This is a genomic window from Streptomyces ossamyceticus, from assembly GCF_001418475.1.
Taxonomy (GTDB): Bacteria; Actinomycetota; Actinomycetes; order Streptomycetales; family Streptomycetaceae; genus Streptomyces; species Streptomyces ossamyceticus.
This window is the reverse complement of sequence record NZ_LIQX01000046.1, coordinates 900-22496: the sequence shown is the minus strand read 5'-3', so window position 1 is coordinate 22496 and position 21597 is coordinate 900. Positions and strand designations below refer to the sequence as shown.

17 protein-coding genes are annotated in these 21597 nt (G+C 72.1%); 16 read left to right on the top strand and 1 reads right to left on the bottom strand.

The annotated features are described in order from the left end of the window. Positions 1-321 precede the first annotated feature (321 nt). Entirely contained in the window at positions 322-744 is a 423-nt protein-coding gene (locus AOK15_RS04370; protein ID WP_055512933.1) for a pyridoxamine 5'-phosphate oxidase family protein, read from the top strand. On the opposite strand, the gene AOK15_RS04365 is transcribed toward AOK15_RS04370, so the two are convergent. Beyond that, the gene (locus tag AOK15_RS04365; RefSeq protein WP_055512931.1) at positions 719-1747 is read right to left on the bottom strand and encodes an Acg family FMN-binding oxidoreductase; all 1029 of its coding nucleotides are present in this window, start codon (positions 1745-1747) and stop codon (positions 719-721) included. The genes AOK15_RS04370 and AOK15_RS04365 overlap by 26 nt on opposite strands. Positions 1748-2080: 333 nt before the next feature. Here AOK15_RS04365 and AOK15_RS04360 point away from each other — a divergent pair, with 333 nt between their 5' ends. The 15 genes from AOK15_RS04360 to AOK15_RS46500 form a co-directional block, all read left to right on the top strand. Beyond that, a complete protein-coding gene (locus tag AOK15_RS04360; RefSeq protein WP_055512929.1) occupies positions 2081-3100 on the top strand; it encodes a hypothetical protein in 1020 nt (339 codons plus the stop codon). A 201-nt stretch (positions 3101-3301) separates the two neighbouring features. Beyond that, the gene (locus AOK15_RS04355) at positions 3302-6997 is read left to right on the top strand and encodes a nitrate reductase subunit alpha (RefSeq protein ID WP_055512927.1); all 3696 of its coding nucleotides are present in this window, start codon (positions 3302-3304) and stop codon (positions 6995-6997) included. 1 nt (position 6998) lies between these two features. Beyond that, the gene (narH, locus tag AOK15_RS04350) at positions 6999-8534 is read left to right on the top strand and encodes a nitrate reductase subunit beta (protein WP_055512925.1); all 1536 of its coding nucleotides are present in this window, start codon (positions 6999-7001) and stop codon (positions 8532-8534) included. Further along, positions 8531-9373, top strand: a complete 843-nt coding sequence (narJ, locus tag AOK15_RS04345) for a nitrate reductase molybdenum cofactor assembly chaperone (protein WP_079058299.1) — start codon at positions 8531-8533, stop codon at positions 9371-9373. Before narH ends, narJ begins: the two co-directional genes overlap by 4 nt. Continuing rightward, complete coding sequence (gene narI, locus AOK15_RS04340; RefSeq protein ID WP_055512923.1) at positions 9370-10158, top strand: respiratory nitrate reductase subunit gamma; 789 nt, start codon at positions 9370-9372, stop codon at positions 10156-10158. The genes narJ and narI overlap by 4 nt, the downstream gene beginning before the upstream one ends. A 338-nt stretch (positions 10159-10496) precedes the next feature. Further along, positions 10497-13157 (top strand): bifunctional acetaldehyde-CoA/alcohol dehydrogenase, encoded by a 2661-nt coding sequence (gene adhE / locus AOK15_RS04335; protein WP_055512921.1) that lies wholly within the window; start codon positions 10497-10499, stop codon positions 13155-13157. A 66-nt stretch (positions 13158-13223) separates the two neighbouring features. After that, entirely contained in the window at positions 13224-13598 is a 375-nt protein-coding gene (locus tag AOK15_RS04330; RefSeq protein WP_055512919.1) for a hypothetical protein, read from the top strand. Between the two features lie 79 nt (positions 13599-13677). After that, on the top strand, positions 13678-14097 hold the full coding sequence (locus tag AOK15_RS04325) for a GNAT family N-acetyltransferase (protein ID WP_055512917.1): 420 nt from the start codon (positions 13678-13680) through the stop codon (positions 14095-14097). Positions 14098-14403: 306 nt separating this feature from the next. Beyond that, positions 14404-15741, top strand: a complete 1338-nt coding sequence (locus tag AOK15_RS04320) for a hemolysin family protein (RefSeq protein WP_055512915.1) — start codon at positions 14404-14406, stop codon at positions 15739-15741. Further along, entirely contained in the window at positions 15738-16754 is a 1017-nt protein-coding gene (locus tag AOK15_RS04315; RefSeq protein ID WP_055512912.1) for a hemolysin family protein, read from the top strand. The genes AOK15_RS04320 and AOK15_RS04315 overlap by 4 nt, the downstream gene beginning before the upstream one ends. 132 nt (positions 16755-16886) lie before the next feature. After that, positions 16887-17750 carry an SGNH/GDSL hydrolase family protein gene (locus AOK15_RS04310; RefSeq protein ID WP_055512911.1) on the top strand — a complete coding sequence of 288 codons (864 nt, stop codon included), beginning with the start codon at positions 16887-16889 and terminating at the stop codon, positions 17748-17750. A 306-nt stretch (positions 17751-18056) separates the two neighbouring features. Further along, a complete protein-coding gene (locus AOK15_RS04305) occupies positions 18057-18944 on the top strand; it encodes an SCO6745 family protein (protein ID WP_055512909.1) in 888 nt (295 codons plus the stop codon). Positions 18945-19358: 414 nt separating this feature from the next. After that, on the top strand, positions 19359-19697 hold the full coding sequence (locus AOK15_RS04300) for a DUF4326 domain-containing protein (RefSeq protein WP_055512907.1): 339 nt from the start codon (positions 19359-19361) through the stop codon (positions 19695-19697). 195 nt (positions 19698-19892) lie between these two features. Beyond that, positions 19893-21335, top strand: coding sequence for an adenylosuccinate lyase (gene purB, locus AOK15_RS04295; protein ID WP_055512905.1), 1443 nt, complete (start codon positions 19893-19895; stop codon positions 21333-21335). A gap of 44 nt (positions 21336-21379) precedes the next feature. Further along, a partial coding sequence (locus AOK15_RS46500) for a mismatch-specific DNA-glycosylase (RefSeq protein ID WP_240508297.1) occupies positions 21380-21597 on the top strand: 218 nt, incomplete at its 3' end.

Below are 21597 nucleotides of genomic sequence, written 5' to 3'. Positions count from 1 at the left end.
CCGGCGTGTCCGACGGTGAACCGCCGCTCTTCGACTTCAACGGCTGGACCATGTTGTCCGTCCCTTTCGTCCTCATGGTGGTATCACGCCACCAGGGACCGCACATGCGCCGCAGACCTCTCGCCCGCGGAACGGCGACCCGTGGCAACTGTCCGTGTCCGGGCCCGCCCGCGGCATGGGCCATGGGTCCCTGCTGATGGCCGGACGGTCCCGGGTCCGGCCCCGCCGTCCGCCACGTCCGGGACGCGGCCTTCGCGCCCGTGCCGGGGGTAGGGCCGATCGGCCCTACCCCCGGCAGGCGTCCACGTGCACGATGAACTGATGTTCCACAACGACGCCTTTCGCGTGCTCGACGAACAGGAGTGCCTGCGTCTGCTCGGCAGGGTGTCGGTCGGCCGTGTGGTCTACACCCGGCAGGCCCTGCCCGCGGTCCTCCCGGTCAACTTCACCCTGGACCCGGACGGTTCCGTCCTGCTGTGCACCTCACGGGGTTCCGACCTCGTCCGCGCCGTCGACGGGGTGGTCGTCGCCTTCGAGGTGGACGAGTTCGACGCCGCGACCCGGTCCGGCTGGAGCGTCGTCGTCACCGGGCGGGCCACCACGGTGACCGATCCCACCGAGCAGGCGCGGCTGTCGCAGGCCGGGCCCACCTCCTGGATGCCCCTGCGGGACCCGGTGTTCGTACGGATCGCGTCGGAGATGGTCACCGGACGCGAACTCACCGGGGCGCACGCCCTGCGCTGATCCCGCGGTCATCCGATGACGCGCGGGGCGTGAGGCCGCGGTCGTCCGCCGACGCGCGGGGTGTGGGGCCGCCGTCGGGGCCGTAGCCGAACCGGATCAGCAGTTGCGGGCGGCAGCGTTGTCTCGATCCCGCTGTGGCCGCTCGCAGGTCGGGCCACTCCATGGCCTGGTGCAGCATCGACGTCCGCACCCCGTGCCGGGTCGCCGTGAGCAGCACGCGCTGCAGCGCCTGCCCCGCCCGCAGCCAGTCCTCCCGCCGGTCCTGCGCCGTCCACAGCAGGGCCACCTGGGCGTGGCGTTCGAAGCGCAGGGCGGGCAGGTGGGGAGCGGGCAGGCGGCCCGTGAAGTCCCGTACGGGGATCCGCCCTGACGCGTCCCGCGGACCCAGGGTCGTCAGGGGGATGCCGTAGCGGGCGTCCTTGCCCGGAGCGGTGATCCACGTGCGCGCCTCGGCCGCGCGGGCCGGGTGGGCGGTGTTGCGGGCCTCCGCCAGCTGCGTCAGGCGCAGCAGACGGCGTGTCCCGATGATGTCGGGCACGACCAGATGGGCGCCTTCGGCAAGGGCCGAGCCGATCATCTCGGCCACGATCCGCTCCGGTACGGGGCGGCCGGTGAACGGCATTCGGCTCGTGTGCCGCCGCTCGACCGCCTCGTACAGCTCGCCGAGGGGCGGCCGGTCGTCCTCGGCGGGCCCGGCCAGTTGGACCCTGGCCAGCAGGTCCGGCTCGTCCGCCGCGGGGAGCAGCCGGACGGCGGGCGCCCAGCCCAGGTGCGCGGCGGCCACCCGGAGGTTGAGGACGGCGGCCCCCACCGACAGGTGCTGGGCGCGCAGGTCCGGGTCGGCCAGGGGCAGCCGCCGCCGGTGGTCGAAGCGGACCTCGATCGACCGGCTCTCCGGGTCGAGGCCGAACCGCCAGGGCTGCGTGTTGTGGATCGACGGCGCGGCGACCGCCGCGGCCAACAGCGTGTGCACGGCGGTGGCGTCGACTTCGCGGGTCTGCATCGTGGCTCCTTCGCAGAGGGGTCCTCCCGTCTCCCCCACCCTGCGCAGTGGGCCGCGTGACGGGGAGGGTTGGCCGGCCCCCGGCCGGTGGGCCGTACGGCCTCGTTCGGCGGCCGGGTCGACCCCGGTCCGCTCCCGCGTGCCGGGTTCCGCGCGGTAGGCCGCGGTGGGGCGTGCTTCCGGCGGTGCGCGTGGATCGGGAGGGGCGGGCATCTACGTCTTTCGGCGCGTTGTCGCAGGGGTCCGCACCCCAGGATGCTGGGCGGCACGGACGGAGCGGCCCGGCGCCGCCGGTCCACGGGTGTCCGGGTCCACGAGCGAGGGGGAACCGCTGTGGCGGCTGAATCCGGTCTGTACGTACTGGGGTTGACGGCGCAGGGGAAGGCGCATCTGGCCGTGCGCAGGCCGGACGGGAGTTGGCGGGCCTTCGAGGAGGTGGCCCTGGCCGCCGGTGACACGGCCGCGCTCACCGCCGTCGCCGCGGGTGGCTTCACGGGCGACTCCTCGGACACGTTCTTCTCGTTCCACGCGTGCGCCGCCACAGCGGACGGCAGGCTGCTGCACGCGCGCACCGGCCCCGACGGCCTGCGGCCGCCGCTGGCCGACATCGAGCCGGTGGTCGGGGATCGCGGTGAGTACACGGCGCTCGCGGCGCTCAAGCGGCACGACTTCCCGGAAGGGCCGGGACCCTTCACGGGTCTGTCCGTGCACGGAGTGACCGCGCAGGCCAGGGTGTTCCGGACGGATCGTGACGGCAAGGGGCAGTGGGGCCCTCTGGAGGAGCTGCCGACGAGCACCGGGTACCAGGGCGGTGTGGTGGCCCTGGACATCGCGGCGTCCGCCTCGGCCACGGACAGCGCGTTCCACCTCGTCGCCGTGACGGGCAACGGCCGCCTGCTGCACACCTATACGAACGGCAGGGACACCGACGTGCCGTTCTACGACGTGGAGGGGCCCGCCGGGGAGCGGGGCGACTTCCGGCAGGCCGCCTGCGCCGCTCCGGAGGGGCACCCCGAGCAGCTGCACCTGTGCGGCGTCACCGCCGACGGCCGTCTGTGGCACGCCCTGCACGTCGGCGCCCTCTCCCTGCCCTTCCCGTTCCCCGGCCGGCGGCTGGAGTGGTGGACCCAGCTCGGCGATGTGGAGGGGCAGACCGGGGAACGCGGCTCCGTCCGCCATGTCGCGTGCCGTACCGCCGGACAGGACCTGCATGTGTGCGCGGTGACGGCCGACGGCCGCCTGTGGCACGCGCTGCGCCGGGGCGGCGACGGAACCTGGACGTCCTTCGGTGACGTGGAGGGACAGGCGGGCGAACGGGGCCAGTTCGTCCAGGTGGCGCTCTCCGAAGCCTGACCGTCGGCTCGCCGCCGACCACGCCCGGGGGCGAACGGCCGACGGCGACAGGGGGCGCACGCACCCGGTTCTCCGGCCCGCAGGGTCCCGGCACCGGGACCTTCGGGCCCTGTGGGGCCGGGCGTATGGGGCCGGATGGTCGGTCGTCAGGGACCGCCGGCCCCGGGTGGGGGACGTGCTGTGCCACCTAGCGTTCCGGCCATGGAGAACGATCGGAACGGACGGCAGCGGGAGTCGCGCGCCGGTGAGGGCTGGCCGCTGGCCGCCCGTCGGCTGCTGACGCGGCGTGAGGTGTCGGCTGACGGACGTGCCGTGTTCGGCACGGGCGACCCGCAGTGGGAGGGCTTCTACCGGGACCGGTGGGCCCACGACCGGGTGGTGCGCTCGACGCACGGGGTGAACTGCACGGGTTCGTGCTCGTGGATGGTGTACGTCAAGGACGGCATCATCACCTGGGAGCACCAGGCCACCGACTACCCGTCGATCGGCACCGACTGCCCCGAGTACGAGCCGCGCGGCTGCCCGCGCGGGGCGTCGTTCTCCTGGTACACGTACTCCCCCAGCCGGGTCCGCTACCCGTATGTCCGGGGCGCGCTGCTCAAGCTGTGGCGTGAGGCCCGCAAGCGGCTCGGCGACCCGGTGGCGGCCTGGGCGGAGATCACGTCGGACCCGGCGAAGGCGCGTGCCTACAAGCGGGCCCGCGGCAAGGGCGGCCTGGTGCGCGCCGACTGGGACGAGGTGAGCGAGCTGGTCGCCGCCGCCCAGGTGCACACCGTCAAGACCTACGGCCCCGACCGGGTCGCGGGCTTCTCGCCCATCCCGGCGATGTCGATGGCGTCGTTCGCGGCGGGTGCGCGGTACCACTCGCTGATCGGCGGCACCCTGCTCTCCTTCTACGACTGGTACGCCGACCTGCCGATCGCCTCCCCCCAGGTCTTCGGCGACCAGACCGACGTGCCGGAGGCGGCCGACTGGTGGAACGCGGGCTATCTGATCATGTGGGGATCGAACATCCCCGTCACCCGCACGCCCGACGCCCACTTCCTCACCGAGACGCGCTACAACGGCACCAAGGTCGTCGCCGTCAGCCCCGACTACGCCGACAACGTCAAGCACGCCGACGAATGGCTGGCCCCGCACCCGGGCACCGACGGGGCACTGGCGATGGCCATGGGCCACGTCATCCTGCGCGAGTTCCTGGTGGACCGTGAAGTGCCGTACTTCCAGGACTACCTGCGGAAGTTCACCGACGCGCCGTTCCTGGTGACGCTGCGCGAGCACGAGCACGGGCTCGTCCCCGGCGGTTTCCTGACCGCCGCCGACCTCGGGCAGGACACGGAGCACGCAGGGTCCAAGACCGTCCTCCTCGACTCGGTCACCGGTGAGCCGGTCGTGCCGAACGGCTCGCTCGGCTTCCGGTGGGCGAAGGAGGAACAGGGCCGCTGGAACCTCGCACTCGGCGACGTCGTACCCGCGTTGAGCCTGCTGGAGCAGGCCGGGGAGACCGCCGAGGTGGCACTGCCCCGCTTCGACGAGGGTGCCACGGAGGGCGGCTCGGTCCTGGTGCGCGGTGTGCCGGTGCGCCGGATCGGCGGGCGGCTCGTCACCACCGTGTTCGACCTGATGCTCGCCCAGTACGGAGTGCGGCGCCCCGGTCTGCCGGGCAGCTGGCCGTCGTCGTACGAGGACGCGTCCGAGCCGTACACGCCGGCCTGGCAGGAGACGGTCACCTCCGTGCCGGCCGAGCAGGCGGCCCGTATCGCCCGGGAGTTCGCCCGCAACGCCGAACGCACGGGCGGCCGGTCGATGATCGCGCTGGGCGCCGGTACCAACCACTGGTTCCACTCCGACACCATCTACCGCGCGTTCCTGGCGCTGACCACGATGACCGGCTGCCAGGGCGTCAACGGCGGCGGGTGGGCGCACTACGTCGGTCAGGAGAAGGTCCGCCCGGTGACCGGGCAGCAGCACCTGTCGTTCGCGTTCGACTGGCAGCGGCCCACCCGGCACATGGCGGGCACCTCGTACTGGTACCTGAACTCCGACCAGTGGCGGTACGAGGCGTTCGGGCCCGAGGAGCTGGCCTCGCCGCTCGGCGAGGGACGGTTCCGGGGCAAGGGGTTCGCGGACTGTCTGGCGCAGGCCGTGCGGCTCGGCTGGACGCCCGGTCATCCCGGCTTCAACCGCAACCCGCTCGATCTGACCGACGAGGCGCGGGCGCGGGGGCGCGAGGTCGCCGACCACGTGGTGGACGAGCTGAAGTCGGGGCGGCTGCGGTTCGCCGCCGAGGACCCCGACGACCCGGCCAACTTCCCCCGGGTGCTGACCGTGTGGCGGGCCAACCTGCTGGGCTCCTCCGGCAAGGGCAACGAGTACTTCCTGCGGCACCTGCTGGGCACGGACGCCGCGGTCCGCTCCGAGGAGACCCCGCCCGAGGGACGCCCGAAGGACGTCGTGTGGCGGGAGGAGGCCCCCGAGGGCAAGCTCGATCTGCTGGTCTGCATGGACTTCCGGATGACCTCCACCGGTCTGCTCGCCGACGTCGTCCTGCCGGCCGCGACCTGGTACGAGAAGGACGATCTGTCCAGCACGGACATGCACCCCTTCGTACACGCGTTCACCCCGGCGATCGCCCCGCCCTGGCAGGCCCGTACCGACTACGACACCTTCCTGACGATCGCGGACCGGTTCAGCGAGCTGGCCGCCGAGCACCTCGGCACCCGTACCGACGTCCTGGCCGTGCCGCTGCTGCACGACACGCCCGACGAACTCGCCCAGCCGGGCGGAGCCGTACGGGACTGGAAGTACGGCGAGTGCGAGCCGGTACCGGGGCGCACGATGCCGAAGCTCGCCGTCATCGAGCGCGACTACGCCGCGATCGCGCAGAAGATGCGTGCCGTCGGCCCGCTGCTGGACAGCCTGGGCACCACCACCAAGGGCGTCACCGTCCACCCGGACCAGGAGATCGAGGACCTCCGGCACCGCAACGGCACCGTCCAGGACGGCGTCGCCGCCGGTCGGCCCTCCCTGGCCACCGCGAGCGACATGTGCGAGGCGATCCTCGCCCTGTCCGGCACCACCAACGGCCGCCTCGCCACCGAGGGGTTCCGCGCCCTGGAGCGGCAGACCGGCAGCAAGGGCCTGGTGGAACTGGCCGCCGAGCGGGAGGCGGAGCGGATCACCTTCGCGGACACGAGGGCCCAGCCGCGCTCCGTGATGACCTCCTACGAGTGGTCGGGCTCGGAGACCGGGGGCCGCCGCTACTCGCCCTTCGTCATCAACACCGAGCACCTCAAGCCCTGGCACACCCTCACCGGCCGCCAGCACTTCTTCGTCCAGCACGACTGGATCACCGAACTGGGCGAGCAACTTCCCGTCTACCGGCCGCCGTTGAACACGCCCGAGCACTACGGCGACGAGCATCTGAACGACGGCCGGGCGGAGGTCACCGTCCGCTATCTGACCCCGCACTCCAAGTGGTCCATCCACTCGAACTACCAGGACAACAAGTACATGCTCGACCTGTCCCGCGGCGGGCCCACGGTCTGGATGTCCACCGCCGACGCCGAGAAGATCGGTGTGAAGGACAACGAGTGGATCGAGGCGTACAACCGCAACGGCGTCGTCGCCGCCCGGGCCGTGGTCACGCACCGCATGCCCGAGGGAACCGTGTACATGTACCACGCCCAGGACCGCACCGTGAACGTCCCGAAGACCGAGGTCAGCGGCAAGCGCGGCGGTATCCACAACTCCCTCACCAGGCTGCTGCTCAAGCCCACCCATCTGGCGGGCGGCTACGCCCAATTCACCTACGCCTTCAACTACTACGGCCCGACCGGCAACCAGCGTGACGAGGTCACTGTCATCCGCCGGCGCTCGCAGGATGTGGAGTACTGACATGCGCGTCATGGCACAGATCGCGATGGTGATGAACCTCGACAAGTGCATCGGCTGCCACACCTGCTCGGTCACCTGCAAGCAGACGTGGACCAACCGCACCGGCGTCGAGTACGCCTGGTTCAACAACGTCGAGACCAAGCCCGGCGTCGGCTATCCCCGCCGCTACGAGGACCAGGAGCAGTGGAAGGGCGGCTGGATGCTCGACCGGCGCGGACGCCTCGTCCTGCGCTCCGGCGGCCGGGTCAAGCGCCTGCTGTCGCTGTTCTCCAACCCGGACCTGCCGTCCATCGAGGACTACTACGAGCCGGTCACCTACGACTACGACAACCTCGTCAGCGCCCCCGCGCAGCAGGACTTCCCCGTCGCCCGCCCGCGATCGGTCCTCACCGGCAGGCCCACCGCCATCACCTGGGGTGCCAACTGGGAGGACGGTCTGGGCGGCGCCCCGGAGCACGCGGGCGGCGACCCGAACCTCACCGGCGCCTGGGCGGAGAAGGTCAAGTTCGAGTTCGAGCAGACGTTCCTCTTCCACCTGCCCCGCCTGTGCGAGCACTGCCTCAACCCCGCCTGTGTGTCCGCCTGCCCGTCGGGGGCGATGTACAAGCGGGTCGAGGACGGCATCGTCCTCGTCGACCAGGACCGCTGCCGCGGCTGGCGGATGTGCGTGACGGCGTGCCCGTACAAGAAGGTGTACGTCAACCACGCCACCGGCAAGGCCGAGAAGTGCACCTTCTGCTTCCCGCGCGTCGAGGCCGGTCAGCCCACCGTCTGCTCCGAGACCTGCGTCGGCCGCCTGCGCTACCTCGGGCTGCTGCTGTACGACGCGGACCGGGTCGGCGAGGCCGCCGCGACCCCGGACGAGAAGGACCTGCTGGACGCCCAGCGCGATGTCTTCCTCGACCCGCACGACCCCGACGTCATCGCGGCGGCACGGGAGTCGGGCATCCCCGAGGACTGGCTGGAGGCCGCCCGCCGCTCCCCCGTGCACGCCCTGGTCTCGAAGTACCGGGTGGCGCTGCCCCTTCATCCGGAGTACCGGACGCTGCCGATGGTCTGGTACGTGCCTCCGCTGTCGCCGGTCCTGGACGCCGTCGACGCGGCCGGCGGCGACCAGGACGACCCCGACCACGTCTTCGCCGCGGTGACCCGCCTGCGGATACCGCTGGAGTACCTGGCGGAGCTGTTCTCCGCCGGGGACACCGATGTGGTGGCCGGTGTGCTGATGAAGCTGACGGCGCTGCGCTCGTACATGCGTGAGCGCACCCTCGGCGAGGCCGGTGACGAGGACGTGCTCACGGCCGTGGGGCTCACGCCACGCGAGGCGGAGGACCTGCACCGTCTCCTCGCCGTCGCCAAGTACGCCGACCGGTACGTCGTGCCCGCCGCGCACAAGGAGGACGCCGCCGCGCTGAGCGCGATGGAGAACCGCTGCCCGGTCGAGACCTCCGACACCGCCGGGTCCCGCACGACCCTGCTCGGCATCCCCACCCTGCGCCGCCGTACACCCGAGACACCCGCCGGAGGCCGTCCGTGAACCCGCTGCCCGCCACCGGTACCGAACGCCCCGAGGGAGCCCCGTCCGTGGGCGCCGTCATCCGCTCACGGGTCCGCGCCGCCGTGCGCCGCCCCGGCCGCGCGGCACGGTCCGCGCGGCCGAGGCCGCTGACGCCGGAGGAGGCCGAGGACCGGGCGCTGCTGCTGCGGCTGCTGTCGCTGCTGCTGCAGTACCCGGACGGCGAACTCGCCACGGCCCGCCCCGTGCTCACCGCCGCCGTCGAGGCGCTCGCGCCCTCGGCCGCCGCAGCGCACCTGGCGGACTTCACCGACTGGTTCACCGCGCGGGAGCCGGAGGCGCTGGAGCGGCACTACGTCGAGATGTTCGACCTGCGCCGCAGGAGTGGCCTGTACCTCACCTACTACCTGCACGGCGACACCCGCCGCCGGGGGATGGCCCTGCTGACACTCGCGCAGCGCTACCGCGCCGCCGGCTGGGACACCGGCGGCGGCGAACTCCCCGACCACCTCCCGGTCGTCCTGGAGTTCGCCGCGCTCGCCGGCCCGAGGGCGGGCGAGGCGCCGTTGCGTCAGCACCGGCGCGGACTGGAACTCATCCACCACGCGCTGACCGACGCCGACTCCCCCTACCAGCACGTCCTGGCCGCCCTGCTCACCCTTCTGCCACCGCCCACCGAGGCCGATCTGCGGGCCGTCGCCGAACTGGCCGCCCAGGGACCGCCCGCCGAGGACGTCGGCCTCGACCCGTACGGGGCCTACGGGGCCGGGGAGTTCGCCCCGCCCGGCGCCTTCGTTCCCCCCGGTCAGGCACCGCCCACCCTCATGCCGCCCCTCTCCACACCGGAAGGCCCCCGATGAGCGCCGCGCCCCCTCCCCTTGCCGCAGCGAGCGGCGCCGATCTGCTGCTGTGGGTCGCCGTGCCCTACGTCTGCCTCGCCGTGTTCGCCGTCGGGCACGTCTGGCGCTACCGGCAGGACCAGTTCGGCTGGACCTCCCGCACCACCCAGCTCCTCGAACACCGGTGGCTGCGCTGGGGGAGCCCCCTGTTCCACCTGGGTGCCTTCATGGTGATCGCCGGGCACGTCGTGGGGCTCGCCGTGCCCGACACATGGACGGAGGCCGCCGGGATCTCCGAGCACACCTACCACAGCACGGCCGTCTGGGCGGGTTCCGTCGCGGGCGTCGCCATGGTCGCCGGGCTGGGCATGCTGTGCGCACGGCGGCTTCTGACCCGCCGGATCCGGCTCGGCACCGACCGCAGCGACAAGCTCCTCTTCCCCCTGCTGTCCGCCACCGTCCTCCTCGGGATCACCGCCACCGCCGCGCACAACGTCTTCGGCGCGGGCTACGACTACCGGTCCACCGTCTCCGTCTGGTTCCGCGGCCTGTTCGTGCTCCAGCCCGAGCCGGAGGCGATCGCCGGTGCGCCGCTGCTGTTCCAGCTGCACGCGCTGACCGCGTTCCTGCTGTTCGCGGCTTGGCCGTTCACCCGGCTGGTCCACGTGTGGAGCGCCCCGATCGGCTATCTGGTCCGCCCGTACCTGGTCTACCGGCGGCGCGCCGCACCGACGGCCACACCGGGGGCCGGCGGCCGCACCCGTCAGGCCCCGAACCCCCGCCCGGGCTCCCGCCGAGCCGCCTGAACCCTCGTCGAGCCGCCCGAGCCCTCGTCGAGCCGCCTGAGCCACGGGCCGCCCGCACGGGGCGTGCCCGCCCCGGTGGATCCTCGCCGGCCGTCCTGACACCCCGGTGTGATCCGCCAGGGTGTCAGGACGCCTGCGCCGGTGGGTGTTTCGGCGCGCTTCTCCCCAGGGACCGACCGGCCCCGGACTCCGGGACCGTCGGCCCCCGGCCGGGACCTTCGCCGCCTGGGGAGCGGCCCCGGGCCACGGAAGGGTGGAGGTGGAAGCGGTACCGGACCCCGGTGTCGCTCCCCGCACGGCTTTCCGGCCCACGACCTCGACGACGGAGGCGCACCCCCATGACCCGACAGGACGACGCCCTGCCCTGCCCCACCACACCGGGCGACCAGCCGTCCGATACGGCCATCGCCGTCGACCGGTTGGTCACGAACGGGCTCAAGGCACTCGCCGACTACGAGGACCTGACGCAGGAGAAGATCGACCACATCGTCAGGAAGGCGTCGGTCGCCGCCCTGGACCGACACACGGAACTCGCGCGGCTCGCGGTCGAGGAGACCGGCCGCGGTGTCTTCGAGGACAAGGCGGCCAAGAACATGTTCGCCTGCGAGCACGTCACGCACAGCATGGGCGGCATGAGGACCGTCGGCGTCATCGCCCGCGACGACATCGAGGACATGGTCGAGATCGCGGAACCCGTGGGGGTGGTGTGCGCGATCACCCCGGTCACCAACCCGACCTCCACCACGATCTTCAAGGCGCTCATGGCGCTGAAGACCCGCAACCCGGTCGTCTTCGCCTTCCACCCCTCGGCCCAGCGCTGCAGCGCCCGCGCGGCCCGGATCGTGCGCGACGCGGCCGTCGCCGCGGGGGCACCGGAGCACTGCGTGCAGTGGATCGAGACCCCGTCCGTCGAGGCGACCGGCATGCTGATGCACCACCAGGGCGTCGCGCTGATCCTCGCCACCGGCGGAAACGCCATGGTCAAGGCCGCCTACTCGGCGGGGAAGCCCGCCCTGGGCGTCGGCGCGGGCAACGTCCCGGCGTACGTCCACAAGAGCGCCCGTCTGCGCCGCGCCGTCAACGACCTGGTGCTGTCCAAGTCGTTCGACAACGGCATGATCTGCGCCTCCGAGCAGGCCGTCATCCTCGACGACGAGATCCACGACGACGCCCTCGCGGAGTTCCGCAGGCTCCACGCGTACGTGGCGACAGCGGACGAGAAGGCGAAGCTGGAGGCGTTCCTGTTCCCCACGGGCCGGGCCGGGGCCGGCTGCGAGCCCAAGGTGAACGCGGCCGCCGTGGGGCAGAGCCCGGTGTGGATCGCCGAGCAGGCCGGCTTCAGCGTGCCCGCCGACACCTCGCTCATCCTCGTCGCGGCCGACCGCGTCGGCCCCGACGAGCCGCTGACCCGCGAGAAGCTCTGCCCGGTCCTCGCCGTCCTGCGGGCCGACTCCGAGGAGCAGGGCTTCGCCCTGGCCGCCGACATGGTCGCCTTCCACGGGCAGGGCCACAGCGCGGTCGTCCACACCGAGGACAGGGCGGTGGCGGAGGCGTACGGCAGGCGGATGAAGACGGTGCGGATCATCGTCAACGCACCCTCCTCGCAGGGCGCCATCGGCGGCATCTACAACAGCCTCCTGCCGTCTCTCACCCTGGGCTGCGGCTCCTGGGGCAGCACCTCGGTGTCCAACAACGTCTCCGCCGCGCAACTCCTGAACGTCAAGCGGGTCGGCACCCGTCGCAACAACCTCCAGTGGTTCAAGGTCCCGCCGAAGATCTACTTCGAGCCGCAGGCCATCCGCTATCTGGCCGCCATGCCGGACGTCCACCGCGTCACGATCGTCACCGACGCGACCATGACCCGTCTGGGCTTCGTCGACCGTGTCACCCGTGTCCTGATGCGCCGCCCCGAACCCGTTACGTTGCAGATCATCGACAACGTCGAACCCGAACCCAGCATCGACTCGGTGCAGCACGGCGCCCGCCTGATGCGGGACTTCCGGCCGGACACGATCATCGCCCTCGGCGGCGGCTCGCCCATGGACGCGGCGAAGGTGATGTGGCTGCTGTACGAACACCCGGGTGTGGACTTCGCCGACATGCGGCACAAGTTCTCCGACATCCGCAAGCGCGCCTTCCGCTTCCCGACGCCGGGCAGCCGGGCACGTCTGGTGTGCGTGCCCACCACCTCCGGCACCGGCGCCGAGGTCACCCCCTTCGCCGTCATCTCCGACCCCGCGACGGGCAAGAAGTACCCGCTCGCCGACTACGCGCTCACCCCCAGCGTGGCGATCGTCGACCCTCTCCTCACCACCGCCCTGCCCCCGGCGCTGGCCGCCGACAGCGGCTTCGACGCCCTCACCCACGCCATCGAGGCGTATGTCTCCGTCTACGCCAACGACTTCACCGACGGCCTCGCCCTGCACGCGATCCGGCTGGTGTTCGAGCATCTCGAAGCGGCCGTGAACGACCGCGAGGGCGCGGCGGAGGCCCGGGAGAAGATGCACAACGCCGGCACCATCGCGGGCATGGCCTTCGGCAACGCCTTCCTCGGCATCGTCCACGCCATGTCCCACACGCTCGGTGCCACCTTCCGCATCGCCCACGGCCGCACCAACGCGGTCCTGCTCCCCCACGTGATCCGCTACAACGGCTCCGTCCCCGGCAAGCTCACCGGCTGGCCCAAGTACGAGCACTACCGCGCACCCGAACGCTTCCAGGACATCGCCCGGACCCTCGGTCTGCCGGCCGCCACCCCGCAGGACGGCGTCGAGTCGCTCGCCTGGGCCGTCGAGCGGCTGCGGGACGCCGTCGGCATCGAACCGTCGTTCGCGTCCCTCGGTGTCGACGAGCGCGCGTTCCTGGACGCCCTGCCCCAGCAGGCCCTCAACGCCTTCGAGGACCAGTGCGCCCCCGCCAACCCGCGGATGCCCCTGCTCGACGACATGCAGGGCCTGATGCGAGCGGCGTACTACGGCCCGGACCGGCCGGCGTCCTGAACCGCCTCGCCTCCGTTCGGAGACCGGTTCGGAGAACCACCTCACCCCTTCAGAGAGGACATCACCATGACCAGCGACACGCCCCGGACCCCGCCCGCGGTGCGGCTGCGCTCCGACGGGGCCGTGGACAAGGACACGCTCGACTACGCGCGCACGAAGATCGACGCTGTGGTCGGGCGGCCGGGGCTGCCCGCCGTCACCGGCGAGGTGCGGATCGTGCGGGCGGGCGCCCGCCACGCGGAGCTCCCGTGGCTGGCCACGGCCGACCTGCGGGTCGGCGGTCGGCAGGTGGTCGTCGTCGCCGAGGAGGCCACGGGCCGGGAGGTCGTCGACACACTGCGGGACCGGCTGCACCGTCAGACCGACAAGGCCGTCCACACCGGGCACGACACGCACCGGACGCCGCCCCCGCCGTGGCGTGGCGGCAGCCGCCCCGCGTAGGCCCGCCTCCGCCCCCGTGAGGAACGCGGGGGCGGAAATCCGTTCGCCGGACAGGCGAGCGCTCTGCTTGGCTCGTCCCATGAGTGATCTTCGAATCCGTTGCGCCGCCCCCTCGGACATCGACACCGTGCTGCGGTTCTGGCGCGACGCCGCGGAAGGAACGAGCATCAGCGACGACCACGACGGGGTGTCCCGGCTCCTCGCCCGGGATCCCGAGGCGCTGATCCTCGCGGAGCGCGACGGCGTCCTCGTGGGAACCGTCATCGCCGGCTTCGACGGATGGCGGTGCTCTGCCTATCGGCTGGCGGTGCATCCGGAACGCCGCCGGCAGGGCATCGCCACCGCGCTGCTGGAAGCGGTGGAGCAGCGGTTCGTCGCCCTCGGCGGGCGGCGCGTGGACGCCATGGTCCTGGAGGCCAACGAACACGCCCACCACACGTGGGCCGCCACCGGGTACCACCGCGAGGACCACTGGCGTCGCTGGGTCAAGCCCCTGTAGCGCCGGTGCCGTCGGCGGCTCATGCGCGGCGGTCGACTGGGTACGCGCTCAGGAGGACGAGGGGCGACGAGGGGCGGTGGGTGAACAGCCGCTCGGACCGGGGAGGGCCGACGCGACCGGGACGGCGAACACCACTTTGCCGACCCTTTACCATGGGTGGATCAGTGAACGTCTACGGAAAGGTCGTGAGCGTCCGCCCATGGGCGAGCCTCCCAGTAGCCGGCCCGGCGCCCGTCGCGCCCGAGCCGGTGCACGACATCGCGCGATCCTCCCGCCCCTGCCGGATCATGGGACGGAGGTGACCCGATGACCGAAGTGCTCCTCCTCCTGGTGGCGGTACTGCTGTCGCTGGTCTGCGGCGCGTTCGTGGCCGCCGAGTTCTCGCTGACCACCGTCGAGCGCGGCCGGCTGGAGCGGGCCGTGGAGCGCGGCGAGCGGGGTGCCGCCGGCGCCCTCAAGGCCGTACGGAACCTGACGTTCCAGCTGTCCGGCGCGCAGCTCGGCATCACGGTCACCAATCTGGTCGTCGGCATGCTCGCCGAGCCGTCCATCGCCAAGCTCATCGCGGGCCCGCTGGAGGCGCTGGGCGTGCCCGCCTCGGCGTCGAGTTCCGTCGCCCTGGTGATTGGTACGGCCCTGTCCACGATCGTGCTGATGGTCGTGGGCGAGCTGGTGCCGAAGAACTGGGCGATCTCCTCGCCGCTGTCGGTGGCGAAGAAGGTGGCGAACCCGCAGCGCTGGTTCAGCGCGGCGTTCCGCCCCTTCATCACCCACCTCAACAACACCGCCAACCGTCTCGTCCGTCTGTTCGGGATCGAGCCCGCCGAGGAGCTGGCCTCCGCGCGCGGCCCCCAGGAGCTGGCGGCCCTCGCCCGGCACTCCGCGAAGGAGGGGGCGCTGGAGCCGGACACCGCCGAGCTGTTCGTGCGGACGCTGAACCTGGCCGACCTGACCGCGGAGAACGTGATGACGCCGCGCGTGCAGGTCATCGCCCTCGACGCCCAGGCGACCTGCGAGGACGTGGCGAACGCCACCCGGGCGACCGGTCTGTCCCGCTTCCCCGTCTACCGGGGCAGCCTCGACTCGGTGGTCGGCACCGTGCACATCAAGGACGTCCTCGCCGTGCCCGCAGAGCGCCGGCTGCGCACCTCCGTGGCGGAGCTGCTGCGCGAGCCGCTGCTCGTCCCCGAGTCGCTGACCGTCGACCGGGTCCTCGACCGGCTCTCCGGCAAACGCACGATGGCCGTCGTGATCGACGAGTACGGCGGCACCGCGGGCGTGGTGACGCTGGAGGACATCGTCGAGGAGGTCGTCGGCGAGGTCCGCGACGAGCACGACCCGCACGAGACACCCGACCTGGCCCCCGTCGGCACCGACGAGGACGGCCGTGAGCTGTACTCGGCGGACGGCGCCGCCCGCACCGACCAGCTCGCCCGTGTGGGGCTGAAGGTGCCGGAGGGACCGTACGAGACGCTCGCGGGCCTCGTCGCCACCGAGCTGGGCCGTATCCCGGCCGTCGGCGACACCGTCGAGGTCGCCCGCTGGCGGCTCGACGTCGTGGACGCCTCCGGCCGGCGGGCCGCCCGGGTGCTGCTGCACGCGCCGGTCGACGCCGGCGACGAGCACGAGGAGGAGGCGCGATGACCGCCGTCCAGCTGCTGATCGGCTTCGCGACCCTGGTCGTCAACGCCTTCTTCGTCGGCGCCGAGTTCGCGCTGATCTCGGTCCGCCGCAGCCAGATCGAACCGTACGCCGAACAGGGCGACCGCCGGGCCCGCAGTGTGCTGTGGGGGCTGAGGCACGTGTCGGCACTGATGGCGGCCGCGCAGCTCGGCATCACCCTGTGCACACTGGTCCTCGGCGTGGTCGCGGAGCCCGCGATCGAGCATCTGCTGGAGCCGGTGTTCCACGCGGTGGGCGTGCCGGAGGGCGCGGGGCGCCTCATCTCGTTCGTGATCGCGCTGACCGTCGCCACGTATCTGCACATGCTGCTCGGCGAGATGGTGCCGAAGAACATCGCGCTGGCGGAGCCGGTGCGCTCCGCCCTGCTGCTCGGTCCGCCGCTGGTGACGCTGTCACGGGCGCTGCGGCCGGTGATCTTCACGGTCAACGCCTTCGCGAACGCGCTCCTGAAGCTGATGCGCATCGAGACGAAGGACGAGGTGGCGGCTACCTTCTCGGACACGGAGCTGGCCAGGCTGGTCCGGGACTCCACCGAGGCCGGCCTGCTCGACGACCGCGCCCGGGAGCGGCTGCACGACGCGCTCGAACTGGGCCGCAGGCCCGTCCGGGACGTCGTGCTCCCGCTGGAACGTGTCGTCTACGCGCGCGTGGGCGTCACCCCGGAGGAGCTGGAGCGGCTGTCGGCGGAGTCCGGGTTCTCCCGCTTCCCCGTGGTGGACGAGGGGCGCCGGATCGTGGGCTACCTCCATGTGAAGGACGCGCTCGACGCGGCCCCGCGCGAGGTGCCGTTCACGATCCGGGACATGCGGGCCATCGCCCGCGTCCGGGAGACCACACCCCTGGACGACGTGCTCACCGCGATGCGCCGCAGCCGTACGCATCTGGCGGCCGTGCTGGGAGCGGACGGACGGCTCGGCGGGATCGTGACCATGGAGGACGTCCTGCGGGAGCTGTTCGGACAGCCGGCAGCCTGACACGGAGCGGCGTGCAGCCGGACGTCGGAGCGGGGGCCCGGCCTGGCACGGGCGCGGCCCACGGCCTGACGCCGGTGCGGGGAGAGGGTGACCGACCGCTGGGTATGTGAAGGCGATAGCATCGGGTACGCCATGCAGACGAACGCCACACACACCCCTGACACCCCTCCCCCGTACTCCAGCCTCGTCGCGGTCGGCGACTCCTTCACCGAGGGCATGTCGGACCGGCTGCCCGACGGGTCCTACCGCGGCTGGGCGGATCTCCTCGCGAGCCGGATGGCCGCGCGGTCCCCCGGCTTCCGGTACGCCAATCTCGCGGTGCGGGGCAAGCTCATCGGCCAGATCGTCGACGAGCAGGTCGACGTGGCGGCCGCCATGGGCGCGGATGTGATCACGCTGGTCGGCGGTCTGAACGACACCCTGCGCCCGAAGTGCGACATGGGCCGGGTGCGCGGACTGCTGGAGGAGGCCGTGGAGCGCCTCGCGCCCGCCTGCAAGCAGCTCGTCCTGATGCGCAGCCCCGGCCGCCAGGGCCCGGTGCTGGAGCGGTTCCGGCCGCGCATGGAGGAGCTGTTCGTCTGCGTCGACGACCTGGCCGCCCGGCACGGAGCGCTCGTCGTCGACCTGTACGGAGCGCCCTCGCTGTCCGACCCCCGGATGTGGGACGTGGACCGGCTCCACCTGACCGCCGAGGGGCACCGCCGGGTCGCCGAGGCCGTGTGGCAGGCCCTCGGCCATCCGGCGGAGGACGCCGAGTGGCATACGCCGATGGCCGCGTCACCGCCGCCCGCCTGGGTCGCCCGGCAGATGGCCCACGCGCGGTTCGCCCGGCAGTACCTGCTGCCGTGGATCGGACGCCGACTGACGGGCCGCTCCTCGGGCGACGGCCGGGCAGGCGCCCACTTCAGCGCCGAGCTGGGCAAAGCCTTCTGGGTCACCCCGGCGGACCACACAAACCCCGGTCCTGTGACGGACTGGCGACGGACGGGGCCCTGATCCGGAGCCCCGCCCGGCCGGCATGCACCGAGGCGCCTCGCGATGCCGTCGCGGGCCCGGGCTGCCGCGTGACGGGCGGCGGAGCCGTCGAAGCAGCAGGACCGGATGCCGGCCCAGCCCCGGGTGGGCGTACCCGTCGCCGAACTCCAGATGGTCAGGCGCCCAAGAACTGGTAGCAGAGCGGTAGTTGCGGGAGCCGCCCTCCTATAGCGTACCGACCAGACGGTACGACTGAGTGCGCCCCACGCGCCGTCGTGTCCTCGATGAACAGCAACGTTTCATCCGCCGCAGGACGGAGTGCCCCTCATGCCGCAGAACACGGACCACGACAGCCTGAGCTTCGCACGCCAGACCTGGAGAACGCTCGAGCCCTACCACGGGGCTGTCTACTTCTCGCCCGAAGCCGCGAGCGAGTACGCCGAGTTGGGCGTGGACGCCAGGACGGGGTACTTCGCGTCCCGCTCCGCCGCGCTCGGCGCCGCTCCGGCAGATCTGGTCGTCGCCACGTTCTACAACTTCGCTCCGCATCTGGTACGCCGAGCCATACCCGCGGCCTGGGAGGCCGCCACGCCGCAGCGATTCGCCGCCGCCCGGCTCACCGGGATCGACACCACGCTCCGCCGCATCCTCGGGGCGGACGTCTCCTCACCGGCGATGGCCCGCGCAGCGGAATTGGCCCGTACCGCGGCTGAAGCGACCGTGGGCCATCCACAAGGCCGCCCCCTCTTCGCCGCGCACGCCGCACTGCCGTGGCCGAGCGCACCCCACCTCGTGCTCTGGCACGCACAGACTCTGCTCCGGGAGTTCCGTGGCGATGGTCACGTGGCGGCACTGGTGACCGCCGGACTGAGCGGGCTCGAGGCTCTCGTCACGCACGCCGCCACAGGAGACATCGACGCGGAGGTGCTGCGCGGCTCGCGGGCGTGGACGCCGGAGCAGTGGGGACAGGCCGTGGAGAGCCTGCGTGAACGTGGATGGCTCGGCGATGGACCCCACCTGGCCTTGAGCGAGGACGGTACGCGGCGCAGGGCGGAGATCGAGCACACCACCGACAGGCTGGCCGCCCTCCCTTACCTCACGCTCGGTCCTGCCGCCTGCGCCGAACTTCGTTCACTGGTGAGGCCGTTCAGCCTTGCCGTGGCCAAGGAGCTCATCCCGTGGGCAGTCGACCGACTCAGCGAAGAGAGTGCGTGAGAGAAGAGAGTGAAACCGGACGGGCAGTCGGCGACACGGGGAAGGGACCGAGAATCCTGGCAGCAGTACCGCCAAGAGCCTCTTCCCGAACCAGTGCCGGTGGCCACGTCCACCGACCGCCTCAGGCCGTCACCATCGCGGTCTTCCCTACTCGCGACACGTCGGCCCCACCCCCCTCATCTCCGTGCATCACCGCCCTCGCGAGGACGTACGGTCGGATCGTGTGCCGCTTCACCCCCTCACCCTGTCGTAGGCACCCGCTACCCTGAGTAAGAGACCCGGGCGGGTGTCACACCGGCCGCTCCTCCGGCGACGGGCTGCCGGCGAAGCGCCCCGAGTTGCTGCCGTACGAGGGACCGGCAACCTGGAGTCGACAGAGGTTGCGAGGAGGGGCCGGACCGGAGGGAGCCGCACGTGACCACGACCGTGATCAACCTGAAGGGCCGCATCCAGGACTTCGGGCCGCGGCTGGAGCATGCCCCCGACGACGTCGTGTACATCGGCCGCCGCTGGACCATGGGCCACTGGGACCTGCCGCAGCACCCGCTGTACAACCCGTTCCAGCCCGACACCGACAAGAAGAAGCGGGACGGGAGCCGGGCCGAGGTGATGGCGAAGTACCGGGAGTACCTGTCGGCCCGGCCCGAGCTGCTGGAGCTGGTGCCGGAGCTGCGCGGCAGGACGCTGGCCTGCTGGTGCGCGCCGGAGCTGTGCCACGGGGACGTCCTGGCGGAACTCGCCGACGAGCGCTGAGGCCGCCCCTGGGCCCGTGCCGACCAGCGCCGAGACCGCCCTCCGCGCCCGAGCCGACCAGCGCGGGGACCGCCCTCCGCGCCCGAGCAGTGCGGGGCGCTGCCACCCGCGCGGGGCTGTGACGGGGCTCTCGTAGGTTCCGACGAGCGGGCCCGCGGCGCTCACCTGCATGAATCGCCAGTAGAATCCGTACACGTGACTTCTGCGCCAGCCAAGCCCCGCATCCCGAACGTCCTCGCCGGACGTTACGCCTCCACCGAGCTCGCCACGCTCTGGTCGCCCGAGCAGAAGGTGAGGCTGGAGCGGCAGCTCTGGCTGGCCGTGCTGCGGGCCCAGAAGGACCTCGGCATCGAGGTGCCGGACGAGGCGCTCGCCGACTACGAGCGGGTCCTCGACACGGTCGACCTGGCCTCCATCGCCGAGCGTGAGAAGGTCACTCGGCACGACGTGAAAGCGCGGATCGAGGAGTTCAACGACCTCGCCGGGCACGAGCACGTCCACAAGGGCATGACCTCCCGCGACCTCACCGAGAACGTCGAGCAGCTCCAGATCCGGCTCTCCCTGGAGCTGATGCGCGACCGTACGGTGGCGGTCCTCGCCCGTCTCGGCAAGCTGGCCGGCGAGTACGGCGAGCTGGTCATGGCCGGCCGTTCGCACAACGTGGCCGCGCAGGCCACCACCCTCGGCAAGCGTTTCGCGACCGCCACCGACGAGCTTCTCGTGGCGTACGGCCGGGTCGAGGAGCTGCTCGGCCGCTACCCGCTGCGCGGCATCAAGGGCCCCGTGGGCACCGCGCAGGACATGCTGGACCTGCTGGGCGGGGACGCCTCGAAGCTGGCCGAGCTGGAGGACCGGATCGCCGGGCACCTGGGCTTCTCCCAGGCCTTCACCTCCGTCGGCCAGGTGTACCCCCGCTCGCTGGACTACGAGGTCGTGACGGCGCTGGTGCAGCTGGCGTCGGCCCCGTCGTCACTGGCGAAGACGATCCGGCTGATGGCCGGGCACGAGCTGGTCACCGAGGGCTTCAAGCCGGGCCAGGTCGGCTCCTCGGCGATGCCGCACAAGATGAACACCCGCTCCTGCGAGCGCGTCAACGGCCTCATGGTCATCCTGCGCGGCTACGCGTCGATGACCGGCGAGCTGGCGGGCGACCAGTGGAACGAGGGCGACGTGTCCTGCTCGGTGGTGCGCCGGGTCGCGCTGCCGGACGCGTTCTTCGCGCTCGACGGTCTGCTGGAGACGTTCCTGACGGTACTCGACGAGTTCGGCGCCTTCCCGGCCGTCGTCGCGCGGGAGCTGGACCGCTATCTGCCGTTCCTCGCGACGACGAAGGTGCTGATGGGCGCGGTGCGCGCGGGTGTCGGCCGCGAGGTCGCCCACGAGGCGATCAAGGAGAACGCCGTCGCCTCGGCCCTCGCGATGCGCGAGCAGGGCGCCGAGCGCAACGAACTGCTCGACAAGCTGGCTGCGGACGAGCGCATCCCGCTGGACCGGGCGCAGCTCGACGCGCTGATGGCGGACAAGCTGTCCTTCACGGGCGCCGCGGCCGCCCAGGTCGCCGTCGTCGTCGGCCGGGTCGAGGAGATCGTCAAGCAGCGTCCGGAGGCCGCGGGTTACACGCCGGGAGCGATCCTCTGACGCGCTTCACCCCGCAGGAGTTGGAGGCCGCCCGCGACCGGCTGGTGCCGGACGTGGTCGCGGACGGCCTCCGGGTGCTGTTCTGCGGCATCAACCCGGGTCTGATGACGGCCGCGACCGGTTATCACTTCGCCCGGCCCGGCAACCGTTTCTGGCCGGTCCTGCACCTGTCCGGTTTCACGCCGCGGTTGCTGAAGCCGTCCGAGCAGGGCGAGTTGCCGTCGTACGGGCTCGGCATCACCAACGTGGTCGCCCGGGCGAC

Excerpts from the sequence above, each read along its gene's own strand:
- narH (WP_055512925.1), top strand. The coding sequence starts at position 6,999 with ATGCGCGTCATGGCACAGATCGCGATGGTGATGAACCTCGACAAGTGC.
- AOK15_RS04325 (WP_055512917.1), top strand. The coding sequence starts at position 13,678 with ATGAGTGATCTTCGAATCCGTTGCGCCGCCCCCTCGGACATCGACACC.
- AOK15_RS04315 (WP_055512912.1), top strand. The coding sequence starts at position 15,738 with ATGACCGCCGTCCAGCTGCTGATCGGCTTCGCGACCCTGGTCGTCAAC.
- AOK15_RS04310 (WP_055512911.1), top strand. The coding sequence starts at position 16,887 with ATGCAGACGAACGCCACACACACCCCTGACACCCCTCCCCCGTACTCC.
- AOK15_RS04355 (WP_055512927.1), top strand. The coding sequence starts at position 3,302 with ATGGAGAACGATCGGAACGGACGGCAGCGGGAGTCGCGCGCCGGTGAG.
- AOK15_RS04365 (WP_055512931.1), bottom strand. The coding sequence starts at position 1,747 with ATGCAGACCCGCGAAGTCGACGCCACCGCCGTGCACACGCTGTTGGCC.
- AOK15_RS04330 (WP_055512919.1), top strand. The coding sequence starts at position 13,224 with ATGACCAGCGACACGCCCCGGACCCCGCCCGCGGTGCGGCTGCGCTCC.
- narI (WP_055512923.1), top strand. The coding sequence starts at position 9,370 with ATGAGCGCCGCGCCCCCTCCCCTTGCCGCAGCGAGCGGCGCCGATCTG.
- AOK15_RS04305 (WP_055512909.1), top strand. The coding sequence starts at position 18,057 with ATGCCGCAGAACACGGACCACGACAGCCTGAGCTTCGCACGCCAGACC.
- AOK15_RS04320 (WP_055512915.1), top strand. The coding sequence starts at position 14,404 with ATGACCGAAGTGCTCCTCCTCCTGGTGGCGGTACTGCTGTCGCTGGTC.
- AOK15_RS04370 (WP_055512933.1), top strand. The coding sequence starts at position 322 with ATGTTCCACAACGACGCCTTTCGCGTGCTCGACGAACAGGAGTGCCTG.
- adhE (WP_055512921.1), top strand. The coding sequence starts at position 10,497 with ATGACCCGACAGGACGACGCCCTGCCCTGCCCCACCACACCGGGCGAC.